The 24392-nt window shown below is 66.5% G+C and carries 24 protein-coding genes; 9 read left to right on the top strand and 15 right to left on the bottom strand.

Translation table 11 applies throughout. The features are described from left to right. Window position 1: 1 nt before the first annotated feature. The 8 genes from RMO95_RS08445 to RMO95_RS08410 all read right to left on the bottom strand — a co-directional run bounded on the left by RMO95_RS08445 (window position 2) and on the right by RMO95_RS08410 (window position 8599). Entirely contained in the window at window positions 2–1735 is a 1734-nt protein-coding gene (locus RMO95_RS08445) for a penicillin-binding protein 2 (RefSeq protein WP_310450173.1), read from the bottom strand. 7 nt (window positions 1736–1742) lie between these two features. Then, window positions 1743–2015: a cell division protein FtsL gene (gene ftsL / locus RMO95_RS08440; RefSeq protein ID WP_310450172.1), complete on the bottom strand. Its 273-nt coding sequence runs from the start codon at window positions 2013–2015 to the stop codon at window positions 1743–1745. Further along, window positions 2016–3050, bottom strand: coding sequence for a 16S rRNA (cytosine(1402)-N(4))-methyltransferase RsmH (gene rsmH / locus RMO95_RS08435; RefSeq protein WP_310450171.1), 1035 nt, complete (start codon window positions 3048–3050; stop codon window positions 2016–2018). Window positions 3051–3059: 9 nt separating this feature from the next. Continuing rightward, complete coding sequence (gene mraZ / locus RMO95_RS08430; protein ID WP_310450170.1) at window positions 3060–3506, bottom strand: division/cell wall cluster transcriptional repressor MraZ; 447 nt, start codon at window positions 3504–3506, stop codon at window positions 3060–3062. Window positions 3507–3856: 350 nt separating this feature from the next. Beyond that, window positions 3857–4705, bottom strand: coding sequence for an archaetidylserine decarboxylase (gene asd, locus RMO95_RS08425; protein WP_310450169.1), 849 nt, complete (start codon window positions 4703–4705; stop codon window positions 3857–3859). 63 nt (window positions 4706–4768) lie between these two features. Further along, window positions 4769–6034: a cation:proton antiporter gene (locus RMO95_RS08420; protein WP_310450168.1), complete on the bottom strand. Its 1266-nt coding sequence runs from the start codon at window positions 6032–6034 to the stop codon at window positions 4769–4771. Window positions 6035–6126: 92 nt separating this feature from the next. Next, window positions 6127–7008 (bottom strand): protease HtpX, encoded by an 882-nt coding sequence (gene htpX / locus RMO95_RS08415; protein WP_310450167.1) that lies wholly within the window; start codon window positions 7006–7008, stop codon window positions 6127–6129. A gap of 136 nt (window positions 7009–7144) precedes the next feature. After that, the gene (locus RMO95_RS08410; RefSeq protein WP_310450166.1) at window positions 7145–8599 is read right to left on the bottom strand and encodes a citrate transporter; all 1455 of its coding nucleotides are present in this window, start codon (window positions 8597–8599) and stop codon (window positions 7145–7147) included. A 160-nt stretch (window positions 8600–8759) separates the two neighbouring features. Here RMO95_RS08410 and RMO95_RS08405 point away from each other — a divergent pair, with 160 nt between their 5' ends. After that, window positions 8760–9182 carry a universal stress protein gene (locus tag RMO95_RS08405; RefSeq protein ID WP_310450165.1) on the top strand — a complete coding sequence of 141 codons (423 nt, stop codon included), beginning with the start codon at window positions 8760–8762 and terminating at the stop codon, window positions 9180–9182. Window positions 9183–9216: 34 nt separating this feature from the next. Here the strand turns inward: RMO95_RS08405 and RMO95_RS08400 are convergent, their stop codons facing one another. From RMO95_RS08400 to RMO95_RS08390, 3 genes are read right to left on the bottom strand one after another with little or no spacing between them, the layout of a single operon-like run. Continuing rightward, window positions 9217–9570, bottom strand: a complete 354-nt coding sequence (locus RMO95_RS08400) for a hypothetical protein (protein ID WP_310450164.1) — start codon at window positions 9568–9570, stop codon at window positions 9217–9219. Beyond that, window positions 9563–9934, bottom strand: a complete 372-nt coding sequence (locus RMO95_RS08395) for a P-II family nitrogen regulator (RefSeq protein ID WP_310450163.1) — start codon at window positions 9932–9934, stop codon at window positions 9563–9565. Before RMO95_RS08395 ends, RMO95_RS08400 begins: the two co-directional genes overlap by 8 nt. Further along, window positions 9931–11649 carry a DUF1538 domain-containing protein gene (locus tag RMO95_RS08390; RefSeq protein ID WP_310450162.1) on the bottom strand — a complete coding sequence of 573 codons (1719 nt, stop codon included), beginning with the start codon at window positions 11647–11649 and terminating at the stop codon, window positions 9931–9933. The genes RMO95_RS08395 and RMO95_RS08390 overlap by 4 nt, the downstream gene beginning before the upstream one ends. An 85-nt stretch (window positions 11650–11734) precedes the next feature. Here RMO95_RS08390 and RMO95_RS08385 point away from each other — a divergent pair, with 85 nt between their 5' ends. From RMO95_RS08385 to RMO95_RS08355, 7 genes are all read left to right on the top strand, one after another. Continuing rightward, a complete protein-coding gene (locus RMO95_RS08385) occupies window positions 11735–13453 on the top strand; it encodes a cation:proton antiporter (protein WP_310450161.1) in 1719 nt (572 codons plus the stop codon). A 77-nt stretch (window positions 13454–13530) separates the two neighbouring features. After that, window positions 13531–13911, top strand: a complete 381-nt coding sequence (locus tag RMO95_RS08380) for a DUF1924 domain-containing protein (RefSeq protein ID WP_310450160.1) — start codon at window positions 13531–13533, stop codon at window positions 13909–13911. A 13-nt stretch (window positions 13912–13924) separates the two neighbouring features. Continuing rightward, the gene (locus RMO95_RS08375; RefSeq protein WP_310450159.1) at window positions 13925–14383 is read left to right on the top strand and encodes a diheme cytochrome c; all 459 of its coding nucleotides are present in this window, start codon (window positions 13925–13927) and stop codon (window positions 14381–14383) included. A gap of 8 nt (window positions 14384–14391) precedes the next feature. Further along, entirely contained in the window at window positions 14392–14949 is a 558-nt protein-coding gene (locus RMO95_RS08370) for a cytochrome b/b6 domain-containing protein (RefSeq protein WP_310450158.1), read from the top strand. Then, window positions 14930–15637, top strand: a complete 708-nt coding sequence (locus RMO95_RS08365; protein WP_310450157.1) for a response regulator — start codon at window positions 14930–14932, stop codon at window positions 15635–15637. Before RMO95_RS08370 ends, RMO95_RS08365 begins: the two co-directional genes overlap by 20 nt. Further along, a complete protein-coding gene (locus RMO95_RS08360; RefSeq protein ID WP_310450156.1) occupies window positions 15634–16707 on the top strand; it encodes an ATP-binding protein in 1074 nt (357 codons plus the stop codon). Before RMO95_RS08365 ends, RMO95_RS08360 begins: the two co-directional genes overlap by 4 nt. Before the next feature lie 69 nt (window positions 16708–16776). After that, the gene (locus RMO95_RS08355; protein ID WP_310450155.1) at window positions 16777–19530 is read left to right on the top strand and encodes an HAD-IC family P-type ATPase; all 2754 of its coding nucleotides are present in this window, start codon (window positions 16777–16779) and stop codon (window positions 19528–19530) included. A gap of 58 nt (window positions 19531–19588) precedes the next feature. On the opposite strand, the gene RMO95_RS08350 is transcribed toward RMO95_RS08355, so the two are convergent. From RMO95_RS08350 to RMO95_RS08335, 4 genes are read right to left on the bottom strand one after another with little or no spacing between them, the layout of a single operon-like run. Beyond that, entirely contained in the window at window positions 19589–20590 is a 1002-nt protein-coding gene (locus tag RMO95_RS08350; protein WP_310450154.1) for a thioredoxin family protein, read from the bottom strand. A gap of 1 nt (window position 20591) precedes the next feature. After that, window positions 20592–21251, bottom strand: coding sequence for a lactate utilization protein C (locus RMO95_RS08345; RefSeq protein WP_310450153.1), 660 nt, complete (start codon window positions 21249–21251; stop codon window positions 20592–20594). Further along, window positions 21248–22672 carry a LutB/LldF family L-lactate oxidation iron-sulfur protein gene (locus RMO95_RS08340; protein WP_310450152.1) on the bottom strand — a complete coding sequence of 475 codons (1425 nt, stop codon included), beginning with the start codon at window positions 22670–22672 and terminating at the stop codon, window positions 21248–21250. Before RMO95_RS08340 ends, RMO95_RS08345 begins: the two co-directional genes overlap by 4 nt. Then, a complete protein-coding gene (locus RMO95_RS08335) occupies window positions 22672–23406 on the bottom strand; it encodes a (Fe-S)-binding protein (RefSeq protein WP_310450151.1) in 735 nt (244 codons plus the stop codon). The genes RMO95_RS08340 and RMO95_RS08335 overlap by 1 nt, the downstream gene beginning before the upstream one ends. Window positions 23407–23538: 132 nt before the next feature. Here RMO95_RS08335 and RMO95_RS08330 point away from each other — a divergent pair, with 132 nt between their 5' ends. Continuing rightward, entirely contained in the window at window positions 23539–24336 is a 798-nt protein-coding gene (locus tag RMO95_RS08330; RefSeq protein WP_310450150.1) for an IclR family transcriptional regulator, read from the top strand. Window positions 24337–24392: the final 56 nt, after the last annotated feature.

The following is a 24392-nucleotide window of genomic DNA, read 5'->3' as shown; positions in this document are numbered from 1 at the left end:
CTCACATCTCTTCCTTGACCGGCTCGGCGCCAGTCATCAGGAGCGGCTTCTGCGGCGCGTCGGGCGCCACGCCCAGGGTGCGCAGGCTGCCGGCCATGACCTGGGCGAACACCGGCGCCGCCACTTCGCCGCCGTAGTACTTGCCGGCCGAGGGTTCGTCGATCATCACGGCGACGATCAGCCGCGGCTCGGAAACCGGTGCGAAGCCGACAAAGGCGGCGATGTATTTGTTGGCATAGGCGCCGCCTTCCAGCTTGTGTGCCGTGCCGGTCTTGCCGGCCACGCGGTAGCCGGCGATCTGCGCCCGAGGCGCGGTGCCGCCCGGCTGCACGGCCATTTCCAGCATGCTGCGGACCTCGCGCGCAGTCTGCGCCGAGAACACCTGGCGGCCACGCTGCGGCGGCACGTCCAGGCGCGCCAGCGAAATCGGCACCAGGTCGCCGTCGCGGGCAAAGGCCAGATAGGCCTGTGCCAACTGCATCAGCGTCACCGAAATGCCATGGCCATAGGCCATGGTGGCCTGCTCGATCGGACGCCAGGTCTTGACCGGACGCAGCCGGCCGCCCACTTCGCCGGGAAAGCCGAGCTTGAGCGGCGCGCCGAAGCCCAGGCTGTCGAACATGACCCACATGTCTTCCGCCTTCATCGCCAGGGCCAGCTTGGCCGCGCCGACGTTCGAGGATTTCTGGATCACCTGGGCGACGGTCAGGGTGCCGTGCATGTGGGCATCGTGGATCGTTGCCGAGCCTATCGTCATCTTGCCCGGCGCGGTCTGGATCGGCGTGTCGAAGCGCACCTTGCCCTGCTCCAGCGCCAGCGCCGCGGTGAAGGGCTTGAGCGTCGATCCGGGCTCGAAGGTATCGGTCAGGGCTCGGTTGCGCAGCTGGGCGCCGACCAGCTTGACGCGATTGTTCGGGTTGTAGGTCGGCAGGTTCGCCAGGGCCAGGATTTCGCCGCTGCCGGCATCGAGCACCACCACGCCGCCGGCCTTGGCGCGGTGCTGCTCCAGCGCCTGCTTCAGATAGCTGTAGGCCAGGTACTGCACCTTCGAATCCAGGGCGAGGACGATATCCTTGCCTTCCAGCGGCGGGCGCTTGCTTTCGACATCCTCCACCACATTGCCGCGCCGGTCCTTGATCACGCGGCGGCTGCCGGGCTTGCCGGCAAGCTGGCCATTGAAGGCCAGTTCGATGCCTTCCTGGCCGACGTCCTCGACACCGGTGAAGCCCAGCATGTGCGCCATCACCTCGCCGCCCGGGTAGTAGCGCCGGTATTCGTTCTTCTGGTGGATGCCGGGCAGCTTCAGGGCCATCACCTGCTCCGCCAGCTCGGGCGGCAACTGGCGTTTGACATAGGTGAAATCCGCCTCCGAGCCGAGCTTGCGATTCAGCTCGCGCACGTCCAGGTCGAGCAGGGCGGCCAGGTTGCGCGCCTGGGCCGGCGTCAGTTGGGCGTCTTCCGGAATCGCCCAGATCGAACGTACTGGCGTCGACACCGCCAGCACGTCGCCGTGGCGGTCGGTGATGCGCCCGCGCGTGGCGGAAATGTCGATCACGCGCTCGAAGCGGGCGCGCCCCTTGTCGCCGAGAAATTCGTTGTTGAAACCCTGCAGGTAGAGCGAGCGCCCGATCAGCACGCCGAAGGCGCCGAGCAAGACCACCAGCACCAGGCGTTGCCGCCAGGGCGGCAGGCGCTCCGAGAGCAGGGGGCTCTTGCTGAATTTGATCGGTTTCATGGCCACCTTAATTCCCCGGCGCCGCTTCGACGGAAATGATCTGCCCCGGCGCCGGCTGTTTCATGCCCAGCTTTTCGCGCGCGGCCTTCTCGACCCGGACATGCGCCGCCACGGTGCTTTGCTCCAGCTGCAGTTGCCCCCATTCGACATCCAGATCGCGCATACGTTTTTGCACCGCTTCCAGTTCGGTGAACAGCTTGCGCGAGCGATGATTGGCGCTGACCAGCGACAGGGCGCAGGCCAGCACGATCAGGATCAGGAAGAAATTCAGGCGGACCACTTAATCGACCCCACCCCCCGGCCCCCGCCCGCCGGCAGGGGTGACGGAAGTTCGCCGCGGCACGGCTCCGGATTCATGACTGGCGCCGTCTTGGGTCGGCCCGGCGCCGGCGCCGACTTTCTGCGCCACGCGCAGCACGGCACTGCGGCAGCGCGGGTTGGCGGCAATTTCGGCGGCCGAGGGAAAGGTCGCCTTGCCCACCAGCTTCAGCACCGGCTGCGGCAGATCCACCGCGCGCACCGGCACGCCCTTGGGCGGCTGCAGGGGTTGCGCCGCATCGCGCAGAAAGCGTTTGACGATGCGATCCTCCAGGGAATGAAAACAGATCACGGCCAGGCGCCCGCCCGGCGCCAGTCGTGCAACGGCCCTGGGCAGGGCTAGCGACAGCTCCTCAAGCTCCCGATTGACGTGAATCCGTAGAGCCTGAAAGGTCCGCGTCGCCGGATGCTGACCCGGCTCCCGCGTGCGGACGACTTGCGCCACGAGCGTGGCAAGCTCTCCTGTCCTTGAAATACCGTGCTCGCCCCGAGCAGCAACAAGCGCCTTTGCAATCGCATGAGCAAACCGTTCTTCGCCATAGTCTCTGACCACCCTTTCTATTTCCGATTGCGATGCCCGCGCCAGGAACTCGGCGGCGGTCTCCCCCTGCGTCGTATCCATGCGCATGTCCAGCGGCGCATCGAAACGAAAGCTCATGCCCCGTTCGGGCGTATTCAATTGCGGCGACGACACGCCGATATCCAGCAGCACGCCATCCACCTGCCCCACGCCGAAGCGGTCCAGCACCGCGTCGAATTCGCTGAAGGCCGCGTGCGCCAGAGTGAAGCGGGGATCGACGAGCGCGGCCCCCGCGGCTATCGCCGCCGGATCGCGATCCAGCGCGATCAGCCGCCCGTCGGCTGCCAGCAATTCGAGGATCGCCCGGCTGTGCCCGCCGCGGCCGAAGGTGGCATCGACATAGATCCCACCCGATCGGATCGCCAGAGCTGCGACCGCCTCGGCCAGCAGCACGCTGACGTGGGTATTGGCGGTCAAAGCGGGCACTCACAACGCAAGATTTTCCAAGCCCGGAGGCAGGAGCTTGTCGCCCACCGCGAAGATCGCCTCCTGCTGAGCCTGCCAGCCGGCGGCCGACCAGATTTCAAAATGACGCCCCTGGCCCACCAGCCAGATTTCCTTTTCCAGTCCGGCGTATTGGCGCAGCGACGGTGAAATCAGCAGGCGCCCGGCGCCATCGAGTTCGACGTCCTCGGCAAAACCCACCAGCAGACGCCGCACCATGGCCGATTCCAGTTGCAGGCTCGACGCCGCCAGAATCTGCGCGCGTATCGGTTCCCAGGCAGGCTGCGGATAGAGCAGCAGGCAGCGATGCGGATGGGCGGTCACCACCAGGCGGCCTTCACCAGCCGCCACCAGGGCGTCGCGGTGCCGCGCCGGAACGGCCATCCGGCCCTTGGCATCAAGATTCAGCGCCGCCGCACCTTGGAACATCGGATCTCCCCCAGGGTGGAAAACGAGCCGCCATCCGGCCAAAATTTCCCACTACTTCCCACAAGATCCCACTTTATGACACTTTTTGATGTCGGTCAAGAATCAATCAAGTTTTCCCCAGACGCAACAAGGGCTTAGGCGTCGAAACGGAAGAATTTGGTGAGGGTAATATTTAATTGAATCAATATAGATAGCAAGCTAACCGAATGTGGTTTATGAGGAGTTTCAGGCGCCCGGCCAAGCCCGTCGGACGGACCGGGCGCAATGCGGGTCGAGCAAGAATAGGTCGGGCATTCGCCGGCCGCCGCCGGTCCGGGCGGCTGGCGCAAGCCGCCTGAGGCGAAGGGCGCTTAAGCCGCGCGCGCGCCCATGTTCTCGCCGAGGCGTATCGGCCGCTGCGGCGCCCACCCGGCACTGAACTCCAGCGTCGACTTGGGAAACATCACCACCACGGTCGAGCCAAGCAGGAAGCGGCCCATTTCCTCGCCTTGCCGGAACACAAGTTGCCGATTCTCGTAGCCCCACTCCCGCAAATGACCGGGGCGCGGCGGATTCACCACGCCATGCCAGACGGTTGCCATGCTGCCGACGATGGTGGCGCCGACCAGTACCATGGCAAAGAGCCCCCACTCGCCCTCGAAGACGCAAACCACACGCTCGTTGCGCGCAAACAGGCCGGTCACGCCGCGCGCCGTTACCGGATTCACCGAAAACAGGTCGCCCGGCACGTGAATCATGCGCAACAGGCGGCCCGCGCAGGGCATATGGATGCGGTGGTAGTCCTTCGGGCTCAGATACAGCGTGGCGAAACTGCCGTTTTCGAACCGAGCCGCAAGTGCGGCATCGCCGCCGACCAGCGCCGCCGTCGAATAGTCGTGCCCTTTGGCCTGGAAGATGCGGTCGCCATCGATCACGCCGAACTGGCTGATCGCCCCGTCCACCGGGCAGATGAAATCGGCCGCGGCCAACGGCCGCGCGTCGGGCTTCAGCGGGCGCGTGAAGAAGTCGTTGAAGCTGGCGTAGGACGCAATGTCGGGATTCGCCGCCTCGGCCATATTGACGCCGTAACGGCCGACAAACCATCGGATCACCGCCGTCGTCAGTCCGCCGGCACGGGCACCGGCGAATTTACCTGCCAGCGCCGTGAGCGCCTGTTTGGGCAGCAGATACTGGAGCAGTACGGCAAGGCGGTCGGACACGGCGTGGCTCGGCGGACGAAGCGGCGAATTATAGCGGCGCGGCCCGATCCACCTGCCGGCGGATCATTGCCGCTTCAGCAACAGCGTCAGCACCGGCGGCGTGATCAGGGTGGTAAGGATGACCATCATGACGATCACCGAGAACATTGCCTCGTTCATGACGCCGAGCTGCTTGCCGACCATGGCGAAAATCAGGCCGACTTCGCCGCGCGGCACCATGCCCCAGCCCACCAGCCATTTGTTCGATCCGGCTGCCAGGCCGGCCGTCAGCTTGCCGACAATCGCGGCCACCGTGACGCCGGCGCCGACTCCCAGCACCGCCGGGTCGGCCAGGGTTTTCAAGTCGACCTGCATGCCGGTGAGAACGAAGAATACCGGGACGAAGAAGTAGCCGATCGGCTCGATCATGTGTTCATGCTGATGGCGGCCATGCTTGAGCAGGATCGGCCGCAGGCGCTGGGCCAGGCCGGGCTCGCCCGTCGGCAGCAAGGGTTCGATTTCGCGCACGATCGCAGGATGATCGAAGTCGCGCAGGAATACCGGTTCGAACAGCAGGCCGGCGGCAAAGGCGCCGATGATCGGCGCCAGGCCGATGGCATGCGCCAGCCAGGCCAGGAAGAGGCCGGTGGCCAGCACCTGGGCGAACAGCATCGAGGGGCCGGCATCCCATTGCGCCAGCCAGCGGCTGGAATGCGGCGCGATCAGGCGCCCGATCCAGATCGAACCGGCGAGGAAGATCACCGCCTGGGCAATGATGCCGCCGACCTGACCGACGCTGACCGAGCCGGCCTGCACCAGGCTGGAGACCACGGCGAGGATCACCAGCCCCAGCACGTCGTCGATCACCGCGGCACCGAGCACGATGCGCGCCGCCGGCGTGTCGAGCTTGCCCAGATCGCGGAAGACGCGGCCGGTGATGCCGACCGAGGTGGCCGACAGCGTGGCGCCGAGGAACAGGTAGGCGTGAGCTGAAAGCCCCGGCAGCAGCCACGGTCCCACCAGATACGCACCCAGCAAAAAAGGCACGACGATGCCCACCGTACCCACGGCAAAAGCCCGCGGCCCGACCTTGATCAGGTCGGCCAGCCGTGTCTCCAAACCGATCTGCAACAGCAGGACGATGACGCCGAGTTCGGCGATGAAGGCGACGGCCGGATCGCGCGCGATGGATTCGAAGGCGCCGACCCCGAGCAAGGTAAGGTTGCCCAGCACCACGCCGAGCAGCAGTTCGCCCAGCACCGCCGGGAAACCGAGGCGCTGCGCCAGCGGCGCGAACAGCCGGGCGCTGATCAGAATCAGTGCCAGCCAGAGCAGATTGGCCCCGATCACTTCGGCGCCTGCGGCCCAGACAGGCGCCGCTACAAGGGCAAACCCCGCCGCCGCGCGCGGCAAAATGCCCGACCGCGGCGGGGCGGAAGGAATCACCGGCCCTGCGCGGCCAGCGCGGCGATGCGCTCTTCCATGCTCGGGTGGCTGGCGAACAGCGCCATCAGGCCTTGGCCGCCGGCGATGCCGGAACTCGCCAGGGCCTTCGGCAGGGGCTCGACGTTGATACCGCCGAGGCGCTGCAGCGCCGCCATCATCGGCCGCGGCGAACCCATCAGGCCGGCGGCGCCGGCATCGGCACGAAACTCGCGCTGGCGCGAGAACCAGGCGACGACGATGCTGGCCAGCACGCCGAACAGGATGTCGCAGACGACGACCGTGATCATGTAGCCGATGCCGGGGCCGGAAGACTGGCTGTCGCCGCGACGCAGGAAGCTGTCGACCAGGTAGCCGACGACGCGCGACAGGAAGATGACGAAGGTATTGACGACACCCTGGATCAGCGTCAGCGTGACCATGTCGCCGTTGGCGACGTGGCTGACTTCGTGCGCCAGCACCGCCTCGACTTCCTCCTTGCTCATGCTCTGCAACAGGCCGGTGGATACCGCGACCAGCGAATTGTTCTTGCTCGGACCGGTGGCGAAGGCATTCGGTGCGCCCTCGTAGATCGCCACTTCGGGCATCGCCAGGCCGGCCTTGGCGGACAGCTTGCGCACGGTTTCCACCAGCCAGAACTCGGTCGAAGTCGACGGGCTGTCGATGACGTGGGCACCGGTGGACCACTTGGCCATCATCTTCGACATGGCCAGGGAAATGAAGGCGCCGCCAAAGCCGATGATGCCGGCGAAACCCAGCAGCATGCCCATGTCGAGACCATTGGCGGTCAGGTAGCGGTTCACCCCCAGCAGGCTGGCGGCGATCGACAGCACCAGCATCACGGCAAGGTTGGTGACCAGAAACAGTACGATGCGTTTCATTGCGGTTCTCCAGGGAAATACGCGAACGGCGTCGGTGGCGCACATGCGCCCACGCACGCAGGCTTAGATGCTGCGCTTCACGAAAAATTCAAGAGCCCTCACCCGGGGCCGCCGACATCCCGGGAGAGGTCCGCGGCTACTGGTAGCCCGGCGACCCGATTGCAGGAGTTGTGCCTCCGGCGGAACCGGCGGCGGTATCCCTTGCGGATGGCGCCGGCGTCACCGCAGGTGCGGCCTGCTGCACCTGCGCCGCCGGCGCCACATCCTTGTGCTTTTCGTGCGGATGCCAGCCGAGGATGGCCAGCAAGGCGAAGAACCCGACCACGTAGCCAATCGGTATGAACCAGCCGTGGCGCAGCCACTGGCCGACCGACTTGGCCTCGGGGAACAGGTTGGCCACGGCGACGCCGGCCGAGGAACCGAACCACAGCATCGATCCGCCGAAACCCACCGCGTAGGCCAGGAAGCCCCAGTCGTACCCGCCCTGCTTCAGCGCCAGCGCGGTCAGCGGGATGTTGTCGAACACGGCGGAGATGAAGCCCAGCGCCAGCGCCGTGGGCCAGGACGCCGGCGGCAGTTCTTCCACAGGCATCATCGAGGCGCAGGTGACCAGCGACAGGAGGAACACCGAACCCTTGAAGGCGCCCGGGACCAGGCTCCATTCCGGCTTGCGCACCGGCACCGCGAGCAGCAGCGCGACCCAGACGGCGACGCCGAGGAAAGGGAAGTGCTCGGCCAGCGCGGCGAATTTCAGATTCACGGTGACGTTGGCGACGATGGCGCCGACCAGGATGAAAACCACGATGCCGACGCGCGCCCAGTCAATGTGGTGGGAAGCTTTGAAATCACGGCTGATGGCCATGTGCTTGTGCTGCAGCAAGGCCGCCGGAATGCCGAATACCACCAGCGCCACGGCCGAAGCCACATAGGCTTCCACCACGTCGAGCGGGCTGACGCCATCGAGCCACATCATGGTGGTCGTCGTGTCGCCGACCACCGAGCCGGCGCCGCCACCATTCGAGGCGGCGACGATGGCCGCGAGGTAGCCGATATGCACCTTGCGCTTGAACACGCTGGCCGCCACCGTGGCACCGATCAGCGCCGCGGCGATGTTGTCGAGGAAGCCCGACAAGACGAAGATGATCACCAGCAGCATGAAGGGTCCCAGCCAACCTTCGGGCAGCAGTTTGGGCAGCACCTCGGGTACGCCGCTGTCCTCGAAATGACGCGCCAGCAGCGCGAAGCCGACCAGCAGACCGAGCAGGTTCACCAGCAACACCCATTCGTGCCCCATGTGCGCGCCGAAGCCGGCAATGCCGGCACCGGTCTTGAATCCGGTAAACAGGATCTTGTAGGTTGTGATCGTGACCAGTCCAGTCAGCGCCACCTGCAGCACGTAATGGTGGAACAGCGCCACGCCGAGCAGCGTCGCGCCGAACAGGATGAAATCGACGGGGATGCCGAACAAGGCCGGGGACGTCACGACGCCCTCAGCGGCCTGTGCCGCCGATGCCGCAAGCAGCAAACCCGCGAGAAACAGCGGGCGCCCCGCCCAGGCCAGAGACGCGATCATGCGATGCAAGACAATCATCTGCCACTCCAATCTTTTCTTGACGGCGGATTGTAGCAGCCCACCGGCCGCGAACAGCCCCCCTGAAAGCGATTGCGGCGTATTGGCACTGCCCCGGCAACGCCGATGCCGTGCCCGGAATGCGCTAAACTCGGCCATCCCAGAAAATCAAGGTTCGCCCATGAAAATACTGCTCCCGGTGGACGGTTCCGAGCATTCCACCCGCGTCGCCCGGCATGTCATCCAAATGGTGCACGGTTGCGCCGACTATGAGATCCTGCTGCTCAACGTCCAGGAGCCGATCGATGCGCCGGAACTCCGCGGCCATATGCCGGCGCGTGAAATCGACGCCATGCAGGAATCCCGCGGCGGCGACGCCATGACATCGGCGCGGGCCTTGCTCGACGCGGCGGGTGTCGCCTGCGTGCCCGAAGTGGTGCTCGGCCCAGTCGCCGCCAGCATCGCCCGCATCGCCAGCGAACGTCAATGCGAGGCCATCGTGATGGGCTCGCACGGCGCCGGTGCACTGACCAGCGCATTGGTGGGGTCCGTGACCGCGCAGGTGATTCGCCACGCGCCCTGCCCGGTGACGGTGGTCAAGTAAGCGCACCGTCCTCCGCAGTAAATCCTCTGCGGGGCTATTGCACGTCTTCGGCGGGTGCCGGCGCCGCCAGTCCCGCGGCACGGAAGGCATGGCCCATCATCACCATGCCGGCATGCGGCGCATTGAGCCCGGCGGCGAAGTAGATCAGCTCGAACACCGCATCGCCCTGCTGCGCCGCGACCACCGCAGTCAGTACCTGCTTCTCATCCGAATACACGCGATGGCGCAGGCTCTGGGTGCCGATGCCGCGCGCGTGGTGGATGCTGGCGCTGACCACGCCCTGCTCGCGGCGCAGGGCTTCCAGCACTTCGGCGCCGCGCCCGGCCGGCATCACGCAGGTGATGATGCGGTAGTCGCCGCGCAGTGGCGGCAGCCGGTCTTCAGTCATGATGACCGAAGCGCGCGGCGACTTCGGGCGGCACGTAGGTCGCCATTTTTTCCAGCGGCGACATGTAGATCATGCCCATGCCCGGCGTATCCAGCTTGGCGGCGACAAACACCCTCTCGAAGATGTGATCGGCGTGATCGGCCGGGGCGACGATGTAGATCACTTCCTTCTCGGCATTCACCGTGATGCCGAGCACGCCGAGGTGCTTCTGCCGCACGCCGGTGCCGCGCGCATAGAAGATCGTCGCGCCCTGCGCCCCGGCCTCGGTCGCCGCATCGACCACGGTATCGGCCACACCGCGCTGCACGATGCAGGTAATCAGCACCGCATCGGTCAGCACCACGATTTCGTCACGTTGTTTCATGTCCAGCTTTCTCCCCGTGCAGCGACTTCCGCGCTGCGACGAATCCAGAGGCCCACCAGCAACACCGAGATGATCGGGCCGAACGAGGCCATGGCGAGGATGCCGAAGCCCTCCGCGGCGCCCACCGCCTGGCCCAGGCCGAGACCGAGGGCCAGCACCAGCGGCACGGTGACCGGACCGGTAGTGACGCCGGCGCTGTCCCAGGCCAGCGCCACGTACTCCTCGCTGGACCACAGCGTTCCGGCCAGCGCGACCGTATAGCCGCCCAGCAACAGCGGCAGCATCGACCAGCCGAAGATGATTTTCGCCACGCCCAGCGCAATGCCCAGCGCGACGCCGACCGCCACGGCCTGGATCAGCAACTTCTTGGGAAAGGCACCGTCGGTCAGGTTTTCCACCGTAACCCCCATCGCATTGAGCGCCGGCTCGGCAACCGTGGCGCCATAGCCGAGGGTCACGGCAAAGATCAGCGTCAGGCCGATGCCGAGCGGATAGGGATACAGCGCCTCGCCGCCCGCCGCCGCGCTGAAGGCCGCCGGCACGGTGGCCCCGGCCTGGTTGCCGAGCGGGATCAGGCCCACCGTCAGCCCCAGATTGAACAAGGCCATGCCGAGCACCGCCACCACCACGCCGTAGACCACCAGGTTGCGCTGCTTGACCGCCGCACCGAGCAGAAAGCGCTGCGCCAGCCAGAGCAGCAGGATCAGCGGGCCGATTGCGCGCAAGGCGGCAATCAGCTCCGCCACGGGAGTCTGATCCCACCATGCCGCCGTGGCGTCAGCGCCAACTATCGGCGGCATGGCAGCGGGGTCGGGTATTTCGGCCACCAGGCCGATGCCGACCAGCATCACCGCGATCGCCGGGAACAGCGAAGCCAGGGTGACGATGCCGAAGCCAGCCAGCGGGTTGTCCTCCTGCCCGGCCGCGGCGGCGACCCCGATGCCCAGCGCCAGCACCAGGGGCACCGTCACCGGGCCGGTGGTGATCGCGCCGCAATCCCAGGCCAGGCCGATGATCGGCGCCAGGCGCGGGTCGAGTCCGGCATACACCGTGAGCACCAGGCAGGGCAGCAGGGTGGCGATGATCAGCGTCTTCATGCGCCAGGCGAAGAAGAAACGCAACATGCCGACCACCACGGCAAGGCCGACGCCGATGCCGACAGCCAGCACCAGCCGGTCGGGATAGCGCGTCAGCAGCAGATGCAGCCAGGGCGCGCGCACGGGATCGACGCCGCCGCCCGCCGCACGCAAGGCGCCGATCGCCGGCTCGGCGAAGGTCGCGATGCCGCCCAGCAGAAAGGCGAAGCCGAGTACCACCGCGGGCGCGGCGCGATTCGGCAGATTGAAACCGATGTTCTCGGAAAACGGCATCAGCCCGTACTTGACGCCGTCCATGAACAGCATCAGGCCGAGCATCACCGCCAGCATGCCGAAGGTGATCAGTTCCCCCTGCTCCACGTCGACGCGCAGCGCGGCGATCTGGAACAGGGCGAGGAACAGCGCCAGCGGCACCACGGCCCGCAACTGCTCCATGAAACGCACGCTGACGTAGGGCGTCAGCAGGCGATGCACATCGAGCAGGCGCAAGCGCCGCGGCCTGGGCCTGCGCCCCGCATCGGCATGCACGTCGCGGTAGCTCACGCGGCGCTGCTTGACGCGCACGGCGCTGAGGAATTCGCCATAACGCAGGCGGCGTTGCGAAACCTTTTCGGTCATGGCGTGGGCAGCGAAATACGGGATCGATTGGCCGCATTCTACCCATGCCGACATGACAAGTGCAGGCTCGCGTTATTATCCTGCCATGCACTCCAACCTGCTCTGGATCCTGCTTCTGCTCAGCGCCGCGGTCGGCGCCGTCGCCGTTGCGCGCCGTTACAAGCTGCCCTCGATGCTGGCCTACCTGGTGATCGGCATCGCGCTGGGGCCGCATGGCCTGGCGCGGCTGACGGAAAGCGCCGAGGTGGACAGCTTTGCCGAGTTCGGCATCGTCTTCCTGATGTTTTCGATCGGCCTCGAATTCAGCCTGAAACGCCTGCAGGCGATGCGCGCACTGGTGTTCGGCTTCGGCTCGGCGCAGATGCTGCTGACCGCGCTGGGCACCGGCCTGGTGACCGCGCTGGCCTACGATCAGGGCTGGCGCAGCAGTGTCGCGGTCGGGTTGGCGGTGGCGATGTCCTCGACCGCGATCGTCGCCAAGATGCTCTCCGAACGCTTCGAACTGCATTCGCGCTCCGGACGACAGACCATGGGCGTGCTGCTGTTCCAGGACCTCGCCGTGGCGCCCTGCCTGATCCTGCTGCCGGCGCTGGCCGCCTCGGGCGACGATCTGCTGCGCTCGCTGGCGGTAGCCGCGGCGCAGGCGGTCGCCGTGCTGGCACTGCTGATCTGGGCAGGACAGAGACTGATCGGACGGATTTTCGATGCGGCCGCGCAATACAAGTCCAGCGAACTGCTGGTGCTGACGACACTCTGGATCGTCGTCGGCCTGTCCTTCCTGACCGCCCAGAGCGGGCTGTCGCTTGCGCTCGGCGCCTTCGTCGGCGGCATGCTGATATCCGAGACGGCCTATCGCCACCATGTCGAGGCCGACATCCGGCCATTCCGCGACATCCTGCTCGGCCTGTTCTTCGTCACCATCGGCATGATGCTCGACCTCCGGTATGTGCTGGCGAATGGCCACAAGCTGGCGCTGGCCGTGGCGCTGCTGATCGGCGGCAAGGCGGTGGTGATGCTGATCATCACGCGCGTGGCGAAAACGCCGCTGACCACCAGCCTGCGTACCTCGGCGCAACTGGCGCAGGCCGGCGAGTTCGGTCTGGTCCTGATCCAGCTGGCGCTGCAACTGCAGCTGATCAGCATCGGCGTGTTCCAGATCACGCTGTCGGCCATGCTGCTGTCGATGTTCATCGCGCCCTTCCTGATCGAACGCGCGGCGCGACTGTCGGGCGACCTGGGGCGCGGCGACTGGGCGCACAAGGCCACCGCGATCCACGACATCGCCGTGCATAGCCTCGACCTCGGCCAGCACGTGGTGATCTGCGGCTACGGTCGCACCGGTAGCCGCATCGCCGAATTCCTCACCATCGAAGAAATTCCCTTCATCGCCCTCGACGTGGACCCGCAACGCATCGCCGAGGCGCGCATGCATGGCATCAACGTCGTTTTCGGCAATGCCGACCGGCCCGAGGTATTGCAGGCAGCGGGCATTTCCCGCGCCCGCGCGGTGGTCGTCAGCTACCCCGACGCACGCTCGGCCGAACGCGTGGTGCGCATCGTGCGCAGCACCCGGCCGGCGATTCCCATCGTGGTGCGCACCACCGACGACAAGGATGTCGCCCGCCTCAAGGCCGCCGGCGCCACCGAGGTGATTCCCGAAGTGCTCGAAAGCAGCCTGCTGATCGCCGCCGAGACCTTGGTCCAGGCCGGCATCCCGATGAAGAACGCGATCCAGCATGTGCGCTCGGTGCGCGCCGAACGCTACGCCTCGCTGCGCGACTTCTACAAGGCGCCGAAGAAGTAACTCGAACCGTCGACCTTAAGCGCCGTTTAAGCGGTGCCCTCCATGATTCGTCTCACTCAACACTCATGGAGATTCCGATGCGACACCTGCTCATCATTGCGGCCACGCTGTTCGCGGCGACTGCCTCGGCCGAAACCCCGCGCGACTTCCTGACGCGCTTCGAGAAAGAGGCCGGCACTGCCGCCTCCGCCCAGCGCGGCGCGCGCTTCTTCACCAGCAAGCAAGGCGGCGAGTGGAGCTGCTCCTCCTGCCACACCGACAAGCCGACCCAGGCCGGCCGCCACGCCAAGACCGAGAAGGCCATCACGCCGCTGGCGCCGGCGGCCAATGCCGAGCGCTTCACCGATGCCGCCAAGGTGGACAAGTGGTTCCGCCGCAACTGCAACGACACCCTGAATCGCGTCTGCAGCGCCCAGGAAAAGGCCGATGTCATGGCCTGGCTGCTGAGCCTCAGGTGATCAGGAGACCGCGATGAAAAAACTTCTCCCCGCCGCCCTGTTGCTGGTCGCGCTGACGGCCCAGGCCGACAGCTACAGCCTGCCGAAGCACGCCGCCTTCGAAGAAGAATGCAGCTCCTGCCACATGGCCTATCCGCCGCAGATGCTGCATGCCGATTCGTGGCGCGCCATGATGGGCGACCTGTCGCACCACTTCGGCTCGGACGCCAGCATCGACGACAAGCGCCGTGTCGCCATCACCAACTTTCTGCTGGCAAATGCCGGCGGCCGCAAGACCGGCGACACCCGCGATGCGCAGGGCAAGCCGTTGCTGCGCATCACGCAGACCGCGCGCTTCGACAAAAAGCACCGCGAGGTGCCGGCCGCCACCTGGCAGCGCGCTTCGATCAAGAGCCCGGCCAACTGCGGCGCCTGCCATACCAGGGCGGCCGCGGGCGAGTACAGCGAGCGCTGGGTTCAAATTCCAAAGTGAGGTCCGCCATGCATGCCGATACCAAGTCCGTCCGCGTCTGGGACCTGCCGACGCGAATCTTCCACTGGTCGCTGGTGGCGAGTTTTGCCACCGCCTTCCTAACGTCGGAATCGGAAAGGCTGCGCGACATCCACGTCATCGCCGGCTATACGCTGGCAGGCCTGATCGTGTTTCGGCTGCTGTGGGGCTTCGTCGGCGGCGGCTATTCGCGCTTTGCCGAATTCCTGCCGACGCCGCGCAAGCTGATCGACTACCTGAAGTCGCTGATCGATGGCAAGCCGCAGCACTATGTCGGGCACAATCCGGCCGGCGCCGTGGCGATATTCCTGCTGCTCGGCTTCGGCATGGTCGCCGCGGCCAGCGGCTGGGCCGTGTATGACGACGTCGGCGGCCACTTCATGGAAGAACTGCATGAAGGCGCCGCCAATGGCATGATGGCGATCGTCGGCATACACATTGCCGGCGTCATCGTCAGCAGTTGGCTGCACCACGAGAACCTCGTGCTGGCTATGATCACGGGCTGGAAGAAGATGCGGCGCATGAACCATGAGAATCCTGCTGGTTGAAGACGATGCCCTGCTCGGCGACGCGCTGCAGGTCGGCCTGCGTCAGGCCGACCACGCCGTCGACTGGGTGCGCGACGGCGTCAGTGCCGAGACGGCGCTGATGACCGAGGATTACGCGGCGGTGGTACTCGACCTCGGCCTGCCGCGCCGCGACGGACTCGAAGTGCTGCGCCACCTGCGCGCGAAACAGAAGACCCTGCCGGTGCTGATCCTCACTGCGCGCGACACCGTCGATGACCGCATCCGCGGTCTCGATGCCGGTGCCGACGACTACCTGGTCAAGCCCTTCGACCTGGGTGAATTGACGGCGCGCCTGCGCGCCCTGTTGCGCCGCGCCGGGGGCCAGCCGGCACCGGTGCTGGCCGCAGCCGGCATCACCCTCGATCCATCGACGCGGCACGTCGCCTGCGGCGGCCGCGAAGTCGAGCTCTCGGCCAAGGAATACGCGCTGTTGCACGCCCTGATGCAGCAGCCCGGGCGCGCACTGTCGCGCGCCCAGCTGGAACAGCACCTGTATGCCTGGGGCGATGAAATTGGCAGCAATACGGTCGAGGTCTACATCCATCACCTGCGGCGCAAGCTTGGTGCAGACGCCATCCGCACCCTGCGCGGCGTCGGTTACGCCGTGCCCAAGAACGTCACCCCGGCCGTCACTCCGACCGGCACTCCGACCGGCACCCCGTCGTGAGACGCCCCTTCTCCCTGCGCACCCGGCTGGTCGGCCTGACCCTGCTGGCGGTCGCCCTGGTCTGGCTGCTGACTGCCTTCGCCACCTGGCGCGAAGCCCGCCATGAACTGAAAGAGCTGCTGGCCCACCCGCCGAGCACTTCGGCCGCGCACTTTGCCACGGAGCGCGACGAGGTCGCCGCCGAAATCGCCGAGCAACTGCTCAAGCCCATGCTCTACGCCCTGCCCGCGCTGGCGCTACTGCTGGTGATTGCCATCGGCTATGCGCTGGCGCCCCTGCGCCAGCTCGCGCGCGACGTCGAGGCGCGCGCCGCCGACCGGCTCGATCCGCTGCCCGACGCCAGCCTTCCCGCCGAGGTCGCTCCGCTGGTGACCCGGCTCAACCGCCTGTTTGCCGACATCGTGCGGGCGCTCGACAACGAACGCCGCTTCACCGCCGACGCTTCCCACGAACTGCGCACGCCGCTGGCCGCGCTGAAGGCGCAGGCGCAGGTCGCGCTGGCTGCCGTCGATCACGCCGAAAGGCGGCATGCCCTGGAGCAGATCATCGCCGGCTGCGACCGTGCCACCCACCTGGTGGCGCAGTTGCTCACCCTGGCGCGGCTGGACGCCGGCACGCCGCAAACGATGCAGGAAGTGGCGCTGCGGCCGATCGCCGAAGCCGTCCTCGCCATGAGCGCGGGCGAAGCCATCGAACGCGGCTGCGAACTCTCGCTGCGCGAGGGCGACGCGCGCGTGCAGGGCGATGCGCTGCTGCTCGAAGTGCTGCTGCGCAACCTGGTGGACAATGCCTTGCGCCACAGCGGCGCCACGCGCGTCGAAGTGTCCATCGAGGCCGCGGACAAACGCGCCGCGCTGACCGTCAGCGACAACGGCTGCGGCATTGCCGCCGACCAGCGCGAGCGGGTGCGGCAACGCTTTTACCGTAGTGCCAGCACCAACTCTTCGGGCAGCGGACTCGGGCTGTCCATCGTCGCACGCATCGCCGAACTTCATGGCGGCACGCTCGACATCGGTCCTGGGCCGGCCGACACGGGTACCGCGCTGCGGGTGCTGCTGCCGGTCGTTTAGCCAGCCCGGGCCGCCTGCGGCGGCCGGCCGCAAGCGCCCCGGTCGAATCATCGGTGCATAATTGAATCGATGATGACATCTCCCTCGCCGTCGACGGAACGCGACAGGTTGCAGTGGCACGCCCTGCCGGCCACCGAAGCCCTGGTCCAGCATGGTGTGGCCCCGGAACATGGCCTGGGCGAAGCGGAGGCGGCGGAGCGCCTGCTGCGCCACGGCCCCAACCGTCCCAGCCAGCAGCCGGGACGCAGTGCTCTGACGCGCTTCCTCGCCCAATTGAAAGAGCCGCTGGTACTGGTGCTGATCGGCTCCGGCATCGTCACTTCCATGCTCGGCGAATGGGTCGACAGCTCGGTCATCTTCGGCGTGGTGGTGATCAACGCGGTGATCGGCTATCTGCAGGAGAGCAAGGCCGAGGCCGCCCTGGCGGCGCTGGCGCAGGCTCTGGCGACCGAGGTCACGGTGTTGCGTGCGGGTCGCCGACGGCGCATCGACGCAGTGCACCTGGTGCCGGGCGACGTGGTCTGGCTCACCGCCGGCGACAAGGTGCCGGCCGATCTGCGCATCATTTCAGGCAAGCAGCTGCGCACCGTCGAGGCCCAGCTCACCGGCGAGGCCGCGCCGATCGACAAGCATCATGAGGAACTGCCGGAAGACACTGCGCTCGCCGATCGCCGCAACATGGCCTATGCCGGAACCACGGTGGTGGCCGGCCAGGGCCACGGCCTGGTGGTCGCCACCGCCGACGCCACGGAGACCGGCCGCATCTCCGGCCTGATCGCCAGCGCGCCGGAAATCGCCACACCGCTGACGAAGAAAATGGGCGAGTTCGCCGGGCTGCTGCTGTGGGTGATACTCGGCCTGGCCGCACTCACCTTCGTCATCGGCGTGGCCAGAGGCCAGATGATGACCGATATGTTGATGGCGGCCGTGGCGCTGGCCGTCGGCGCGATTCCCGAGGGCCTGCCGGCCGCGATGAGCATCACCCTGGCGATCGGCGTCGGCCGCATGGCCAAGCGGCGCGCCATCATCCGCCATCTGCCCGCCGTGGAAGCCCTGGGCAGCACCACGGTGATCTGCTCGGACAAGACCGGCACGCTGACCGAAAACGCGATGACCGTCACCGAGCTGTGGGCCGGTGGCGAAGCCTTTATCGCCAGTGGCCAGGGCTACAAGCCGGAAGGCGAGTTGCTGCACCACGGGGGCAGCGCCGTAGCGCCAGCGCCATCCGCAAGGGATACCGTCTCCGGCTCAGCCGGCGACACAACTCTTGAGATGGCCTTGCACGAAACCTTGCTGGCCGGAGTGCTGTGCAACGACGCGGCGCTGTATCACGAGCATCGACAATGGCAAATCACCGGCGACCCGACCGAGGCGGCGTTGCTGGTGGTGGCGAAGAAGGGGGGGCTGGACGAGGCGACATTGCGCAGCGTGTTTCCCCGCCGCGACGAACTGCCCTTCGACTCGGCGCGACAGACCATGGCGACGCTGCACGAGATCGAGGGCCAGGCGGTGGCCTACGTCAAGGGCGCCATCGAAAAGCTGCTGCCCGCCTGCCGCGCCATGCTCGCCGCCGACGGCAGCGAAACGGCGCTGGAAACCGCGGCACTGGAAGCCGTCAGCGCGTTGATGGCGGCGCGCGGTCTGCGCGTGCTGGCCCTGGCGCGACGCCATCTGGCCGCCGGTGAACGCCTGAACGAAGCGGCGATCGGCAACGACCTGGTATTTCTCGGCCTGGTCGGCATGATCGACCCACCGCGCGCGCGCGCCATCAGCGCAGTGCGCACCTGCCATGCAGCCGGCATCGTGGTGAAAATGATCACCGGCGATCACGCCGAAACGGCGCGCTCGATTGCCGCGCAGATCGGCATCGTCAAGGACGCCCATAGCGCCGAGGTGCTGACCGGTCGCGACCTGGCGCGCCTGGACGATCAGGCGCTCAAGGCGGCGGCGCTCAGGGTCGATGTCTTCGCCCGCGTCGAACCGGAACAGAAGCTGCGCCTGGTGCGCGCGCTGCAGGCGCAGGGCGAGGTGGTGGCGATGACCGGCGACGGCATCAATGACGCACCTGCGCTGAAGCAGGCCGATATCGGCATCGCCATGGGTCTGGGCGGCACCGACGTGGCCAAGGAGGCGGCGGCCATGGTGCTGACCGACGACAACTTCGCCACCATCGAGGCGGCGGTCGAGGAAGGCCGCGGCATCTACGACAACCTGGTGAAGTTCATCACCTGGACCCTGCCGACCAACTTCGGCGAGGGCCTGGTGATCCTCGCCGCCATCGTCGCCGGCGTCACGCTGCCGATCACGCCGCTGCAGATCCTCTGGATCAACATGACCACCGCGGTGTTGCTCGGACTGCCGCTGGCCTTCGAGCCGGCCGAGCGCGGCATCATGCACCGGCCGCCGCGGCCGCCGGGATCGCCGGTGCTCGATGGCGTGCTGATAGGGCGCATCGTGCTGGTCGGCAGCCTGATGCTGGCCGGCTCCTTCGGCATGTTCCTGCTGGCCGGCGAGCGCGGCCAGTCCATGGCCGAAGCGCGCACCATCGCGATGAACGTGTTCGTCGCGATCGAAACCGTCTATCTGTTCAACTGCCGCTCGCTGCGCCTGCCGGTCACCGCCGTCGCCGCCTTCTCGAATCCGTGGATATGGGCCGGCGCCGGCCTGCAGCTCGCGCTGCAGCTGGCGATCACCTACTGGGCGCCGCTCAATGCCGCCTTCGCCACCGCGCCGATCGACGCCCGCGCCTGGGGCGAGATCGCCGTCATCGCACTGGTGGCGATGCTGATCATCGAGATCGAAAAGCGCCTGCGGCGGCGCTGATCGAACCCGTAGGAGCCAGCTTGCTGGCGATCAGCGCTGATCGCGAGCGAGCTCGCTCCTACTTCCACAAGTCCAGCTTTTCGCCGGCCTGCTTCATGTGCTCGGCCTTGTTCTGCAGGAAGCGCTGGAACTCGGGCTCCTTCTTGTAGGCGCCGCTGGAGACGTACTCGAAGGACGAGGTGAAGTGGAAGGGCCGCAGGTAGGCTTCGAGGCGAAACACTTCGCGGCCGCGGTCATCGAAGAACACCACGCTTGGCGTGTAACTGATCTTGAGTTCCTTGCCCCAGGCTTCTGCCGTCGTGCTGCGCCCGTCAGGCGTGACCAGCGTCTCGCGACCGGACAGCGAAAAGCGCGCGACATCGAAGCGCGACAGCGCCGCCTGCGTCTTGGCGCGCTTGAAGCCTTCCTTGTGCAATTCATCGCAGGGCGCGCAGTGGCGCGTTTCGAACAGCACCGCCAGCGGCTTGCCGCCCGTCTTGCGCGCGAGATCGAAGGGCGGCTTCATGAAAAAGGGCTGCTCGTTGAGCGTGGCGCTGGCGCCTTTCTGCGGCACAGCCTGCATGTGCTCGGCGAAGGGCAACTTGCCTTCCAGACGTTTCACCGAATAGTCGAGCGCGGCGGAGAAGCGATGCGGCGGGTAATAGCCGTTGATGCGCGCAATGATGTTGCCCTTCTCGTCGAGCAGCAGCAGCGTCGGCGTGAATTGCACCTTGAGGAATTTGGCGAACTCCTTTTCGCTGCGGACCTTGCCGTCGAACCAGGTCACTTCGCGGTCGCCGAACAGGTTGAAGGCGATCGGCAGGAAGTGCTTGGCCACCTTGTCCACGATGGCCTTCTGCGTGAAGCTGGTCTGCATCAGCTCCTTGCAGTAGGGACAGCCGACCTGGCCGAAGTAGAGCAACAAGCGCTTGCCCGACTTGGCGGCCTGCGCCGCATCGTCGGGCAGTTCGAGCAGGGTTTCGACAAATACCGGTGGAAGGACTTCATCGCCGATCTGGGCAAGAGTTGGCGCTGGCGCCACGGCGAAAAACAGGGCAACAAGAATCAGCAGCCTGCGCATCTCAGGCCTCCACGATCACCAGATGCACGCGGTAGGGCCCGTGCGCGCCGAGCACGATGGTCTGCTCGATGTCGCCGGTGCGCGACGGCCCGGAGATGAAATTCACGGCGCGCGGCAGTGTGCCGAGTTCCTTGCGCGCCAGATCCCAGGCATCCTCCATGTAGGGCAGGATGCGCGTAGCATGCACGATCGCGATGTGGGTTTCCGGCAGCAGGCTGACGGCAGCGGGCGTAGCGGGCGAGGAACACATCATCAGCGTGCCGGTTTCGGCGACGGCGCAGAAACAGCCGGTGATGCCCACCATATCGGCATCGCGCGCGCCGCGCGCCTCGACCGAGAGCCCCGCTGCCGCCCAGTCCAGCGTCGCCAGCGCAGGCTGGGCGACCGCCGTTGTCGGCAGATTCATGGCCGTCAGATAACGCGCGATCGCGGCCGGCACATCGTCCACCGCAGCAACGATATCGACGGTGCTCGACTGCGCTTCCGACTTGACGCGGAAGCGCTCCAGCAGCGCCTGCGGCGTGGTGTCCATGGCCGGCTTCGGCCCCTGGACACGGCCGGACAGGGCAGCGGCCATCACCTCGCGGCCGACCGCGGCATTGCCGGCGTTGCGCTGGAGCCCGGCACGCACGCGGCCGAGAATGTCTTCGCGGGAACTCATGTCGACTCCTTTGCCGTCTTCTGCCGCGCCGCATAAAGCTCGCGGAAGGTCTTGCCCTGCGGCGCCGGAAAATCGCGCCCCAGGGTCCATTCCGGCGCTGTCGACAACAGGCGAATGCGATCCGCATCGCCGGCCAGCCATTTCAGGTAGCGTGCGCCAAGGCTCGCCCCCAGCGCATAGAGCTTCGGCCGTTGCGCGACCCAGGCCCACAGGCGCAGGCCGATGCGCTCGGTCAGCGGCCGCAGCCCGCGCTCGGTCTGCTTTTCGCGCAACTTGCGCAACAGGTCGGGCAGCGGAATTTTCACTGGACAGACAACGCCGCACTGGTTGCACAGCGTCGCCGCATGGGGCAGGTCGATCGAATTCTCCATGCCCGCATACAGCGGCGTCAGCACCGAGCCCATCGGCCCCGGATAGACCCAGCCGTAGGCGTGGCCGCCGATGGTCTGATACACGGGGCAATGGTTCATGCAGGCGCCGCAGCGGATGCAGCGCAGCATGGCGTGGAAGTCAGTGCCCACCACGTCGGCACGGCCGCTGTCGACCAGCACGAAATACAGGTGCTCGGGTCCGTCGTGTTCGTCCGGCTTCTTGACCCCGGTCAGGATCGAGAAGTAGTTGGAGATCGACTGCCCGGTGGCCGAACGCGGCAAGAGCCGCATCAGGGTCGACAAGTCCTCCAGGGTGGGAATCACCTTCTCGATGCCGGTGATGACCACATGCACCTTGGGCATCGTCGTGACCATGCGGCCATTGCCCTCGTTGGTCACCAGCGCCACCGAGCCGGTCTCGGCAACCAGGAAATTGCCGCCCGAGAGGCCCATCTCGGCCGACAGGAAATGTCCGCGCAGCACTTCGCGGGCTTCGCGCGTCAGCGCCGGGATCTCGGTCTTGCGCGGCGTGCCATGGACCTTGTGGAACAGGTCGGCGACGTCGTCGAGGCTCTTGTGCACCGCCGGCGCGATGATGTGGCTGGGCGGCTCGTTGTTGTCGACCTGCAGGATGTATTCGCCGAGATCGGTCTCCACCGGCTGGATGCCGGCCGCTTCGAGCGCCTGGTTGAGCCCGGCCTCTTCCGAGAGCATCGACTTCGACTTGGTGACCTTGGTCACGCCGTGCTTGCGGGCGATTTCCGTCACCAGGCGGCAGACCTCGGCGCCGTCCTTGGCCCACATGACCGTGGCGCCGGTCTCCTGCGCCTTCTGTTCGAAGCGCTCCAGCCACAGGTCGAGGTTGTCGATGACCTTGTTGCGGATCGCCACCGCCGCGTCGCGTGTGCCCTCGAAATCGTCGAGATCCTTGAGCGCCTCGGCGCGCTTGGTCACGAACTTGCCTTTGGCATTTTTCAGGTTGCCCTGCAGCACTACGTTGGCCAAGGAACCCGCGGCATTGGCCTTGAAGCGCATGGACTTGATTTCCATTACGCGTCTCCCGCCAGGATTTCCGCCACATGCAGCACCTTGGTGTTCTCGTCACCCATGCGCCGCAGCTTGCCCTCGATGTTCAGCAGGCAACCGAGGTCGCCGCCGACCACGGCCCTGGCGCCGCTGGCCAGCACGTTGTCGCACTTGCGCTCGGCGATCGCCGCCGAGACCTCGCCGAACTTGACCGAGAAAGTGCCGCCGAAACCGCAGCATTCCTCGCAGCCGTTCATCTCCCTGAGTTCGACGCCTTTCATCGTCGCCAGCAACGCACGCGGCTGTTGCTTGATGCCCATGCTGCGCAGGCCGGTGCAGGAATCGTGATAAGTGATGCTGCCTTCATGGTCGCCCGGCACGCTGCCCACCTTCAGCACCGTGACCAGGAAATCGGTCAGTTCATAAGTGCGGCTGGCGAGCGCCGTGGCACGGTCGCGCCATTCGGGTTCGGCGGCCAGCAGGGTCGGGTATTCGGTACGAATGTGGTCGCCGCAGGAGCCGGAAGGCGAGACGACATAGTCGAAACCCTCGAATTCGGCGATGGTCTTCTTCGCCAGCGCCACGGCCCCCGGCGCATCGCCCGAATTCCATGCCGGCTGGCCGCAGCAGGTCTGGCTCTCCGGCACGATCACCTCGCAGCCGGCAGTCTCCAGCAGTTTCAGGGCGGCAAAGCCGATGCGCGGGCGCATCAGATCCACCAGACAGGTCACAAACAGCCCTACGCGCACCCTTGCCATGGACTCACTCCGTTATGTTGTTGTCGCCTGCCTCCGAAGCGGGATCCCAGGCATGCAAAGCAAATAGTCGCCGATCGCCAACGAAGGCATTTGTTATAGTATCCGAAGTCCCGTTCCCAAGAAGAGAATGCCGTGCCGCATAAGCCTGCAGATGCCGCGCCGGAAGCCCGCAGCGGTATCCAGGTCATCGAGCGCATGATGAAACTGCTCGATGTCCTTTCCTATCATCACGATCCGGTCAGCCTCAAGCAGTTGGCGCTGGAGACGGGTCTGCATCCATCTACCGCACATCGCATCCTGGCCGCCATGGCCACGTCGGGTTTCGTCGAACGCGCCGATCCCGGCACCTACCGGCTCGGCATCCGCCTGCTGGAACTGGGCAACGTGGTCAAGTCGCGCATCAGCATCGGCCAGGCTGCCATGCCGCTGATGCAGCGCCTGCACCAGCAACTCGGGGAAAGCGTGAATCTGGGCGTGCGCCAGGGCGACGAAATCGTCTATGTGGAACGCACCTCCAGCGGCCGCTCCTCGGTGCGCGTGGTACATCTGGTCGGCGCCCGCGCGCCGCTGCATGTCACGGCCGTGGGCAAACTCTATCTGGCCGAAGACGGCCCGCAAAAACTGCGCGAGTACGCCAAGCGCACCGGCCTGCCCGGCTATACGCCGACCTCGCTGACCACGCTCGGCGCGCTGGAACGCGAAGTCGAGCGCGCGCGTCGCCACGGCGTGGCCTTCGACAACGAGGAAATCGAACAGGGCCTGCGCTGCATCGCCGCGCCGGTGCGCGACGATGCCGGCGAACTGGTCGCCGGGCTCTCGGTTTCGGCCCCGGCCGAGCGCCACAGCGCGGACTGGGCCGCGCTGGTCAAGGAAACCGCCGACGCCATTTCGCTGGCCATAGGCTACACGCCGGCCGCCGGACGCCAATAATAGTCCATTCCAATCCAGGTTTGAGTCTGAGCGATCGGTTTTGACGTTGAATTTCT

Origin of the sequence: Sulfuritalea sp. (assembly GCF_031426875.1) — a bacterium.
Taxonomy (GTDB): Bacteria; Pseudomonadota; Gammaproteobacteria; order Burkholderiales; family Rhodocyclaceae; genus Sulfuritalea.
Note: the sequence above shows the minus strand (reverse complement) of the source record. Positions and strands in the feature narration are given on the sequence as shown.

Bases quoted from the DNA above. Each gene is read 5' to 3' on its own strand.
- RMO95_RS08445 (WP_310450173.1), bottom strand. From the start codon at position 1,735: ATGAAACCGATCAAATTCAGCAAGAGCCCCCTGCTCTCGGAGCGCCTG.
- mraZ (WP_310450170.1), bottom strand. From the start codon at position 3,506: ATGTTCCAAGGTGCGGCGGCGCTGAATCTTGATGCCAAGGGCCGGATG.
- htpX (WP_310450167.1), bottom strand. From the start codon at position 7,008: ATGAAACGCATCGTACTGTTTCTGGTCACCAACCTTGCCGTGATGCTG.
- RMO95_RS08410 (WP_310450166.1), bottom strand. From the start codon at position 8,599: ATGATTGTCTTGCATCGCATGATCGCGTCTCTGGCCTGGGCGGGGCGC.
- RMO95_RS08405 (WP_310450165.1), top strand. From the start codon at position 8,760: ATGAAAATACTGCTCCCGGTGGACGGTTCCGAGCATTCCACCCGCGTC.
- RMO95_RS08400 (WP_310450164.1), bottom strand. From the start codon at position 9,570: ATGACTGAAGACCGGCTGCCGCCACTGCGCGGCGACTACCGCATCATC.
- RMO95_RS08395 (WP_310450163.1), bottom strand. From the start codon at position 9,934: ATGAAACAACGTGACGAAATCGTGGTGCTGACCGATGCGGTGCTGATT.
- RMO95_RS08390 (WP_310450162.1), bottom strand. From the start codon at position 11,649: ATGACCGAAAAGGTTTCGCAACGCCGCCTGCGTTATGGCGAATTCCTC.
- RMO95_RS08385 (WP_310450161.1), top strand. From the start codon at position 11,735: ATGCACTCCAACCTGCTCTGGATCCTGCTTCTGCTCAGCGCCGCGGTC.
- RMO95_RS08380 (WP_310450160.1), top strand. From the start codon at position 13,531: ATGCGACACCTGCTCATCATTGCGGCCACGCTGTTCGCGGCGACTGCC.
- RMO95_RS08375 (WP_310450159.1), top strand. From the start codon at position 13,925: ATGAAAAAACTTCTCCCCGCCGCCCTGTTGCTGGTCGCGCTGACGGCC.
- RMO95_RS08370 (WP_310450158.1), top strand. From the start codon at position 14,392: ATGCATGCCGATACCAAGTCCGTCCGCGTCTGGGACCTGCCGACGCGA.
- RMO95_RS08365 (WP_310450157.1), top strand. From the start codon at position 14,930: ATGAGAATCCTGCTGGTTGAAGACGATGCCCTGCTCGGCGACGCGCTG.
- RMO95_RS08355 (WP_310450155.1), top strand. From the start codon at position 16,777: ATGATGACATCTCCCTCGCCGTCGACGGAACGCGACAGGTTGCAGTGG.
- RMO95_RS08350 (WP_310450154.1), bottom strand. From the start codon at position 20,590: ATGCGCAGGCTGCTGATTCTTGTTGCCCTGTTTTTCGCCGTGGCGCCA.
- RMO95_RS08345 (WP_310450153.1), bottom strand. From the start codon at position 21,251: ATGAGTTCCCGCGAAGACATTCTCGGCCGCGTGCGTGCCGGGCTCCAG.
- RMO95_RS08340 (WP_310450152.1), bottom strand. From the start codon at position 22,672: ATGGAAATCAAGTCCATGCGCTTCAAGGCCAATGCCGCGGGTTCCTTG.
- RMO95_RS08335 (WP_310450151.1), bottom strand. From the start codon at position 23,406: ATGGCAAGGGTGCGCGTAGGGCTGTTTGTGACCTGTCTGGTGGATCTG.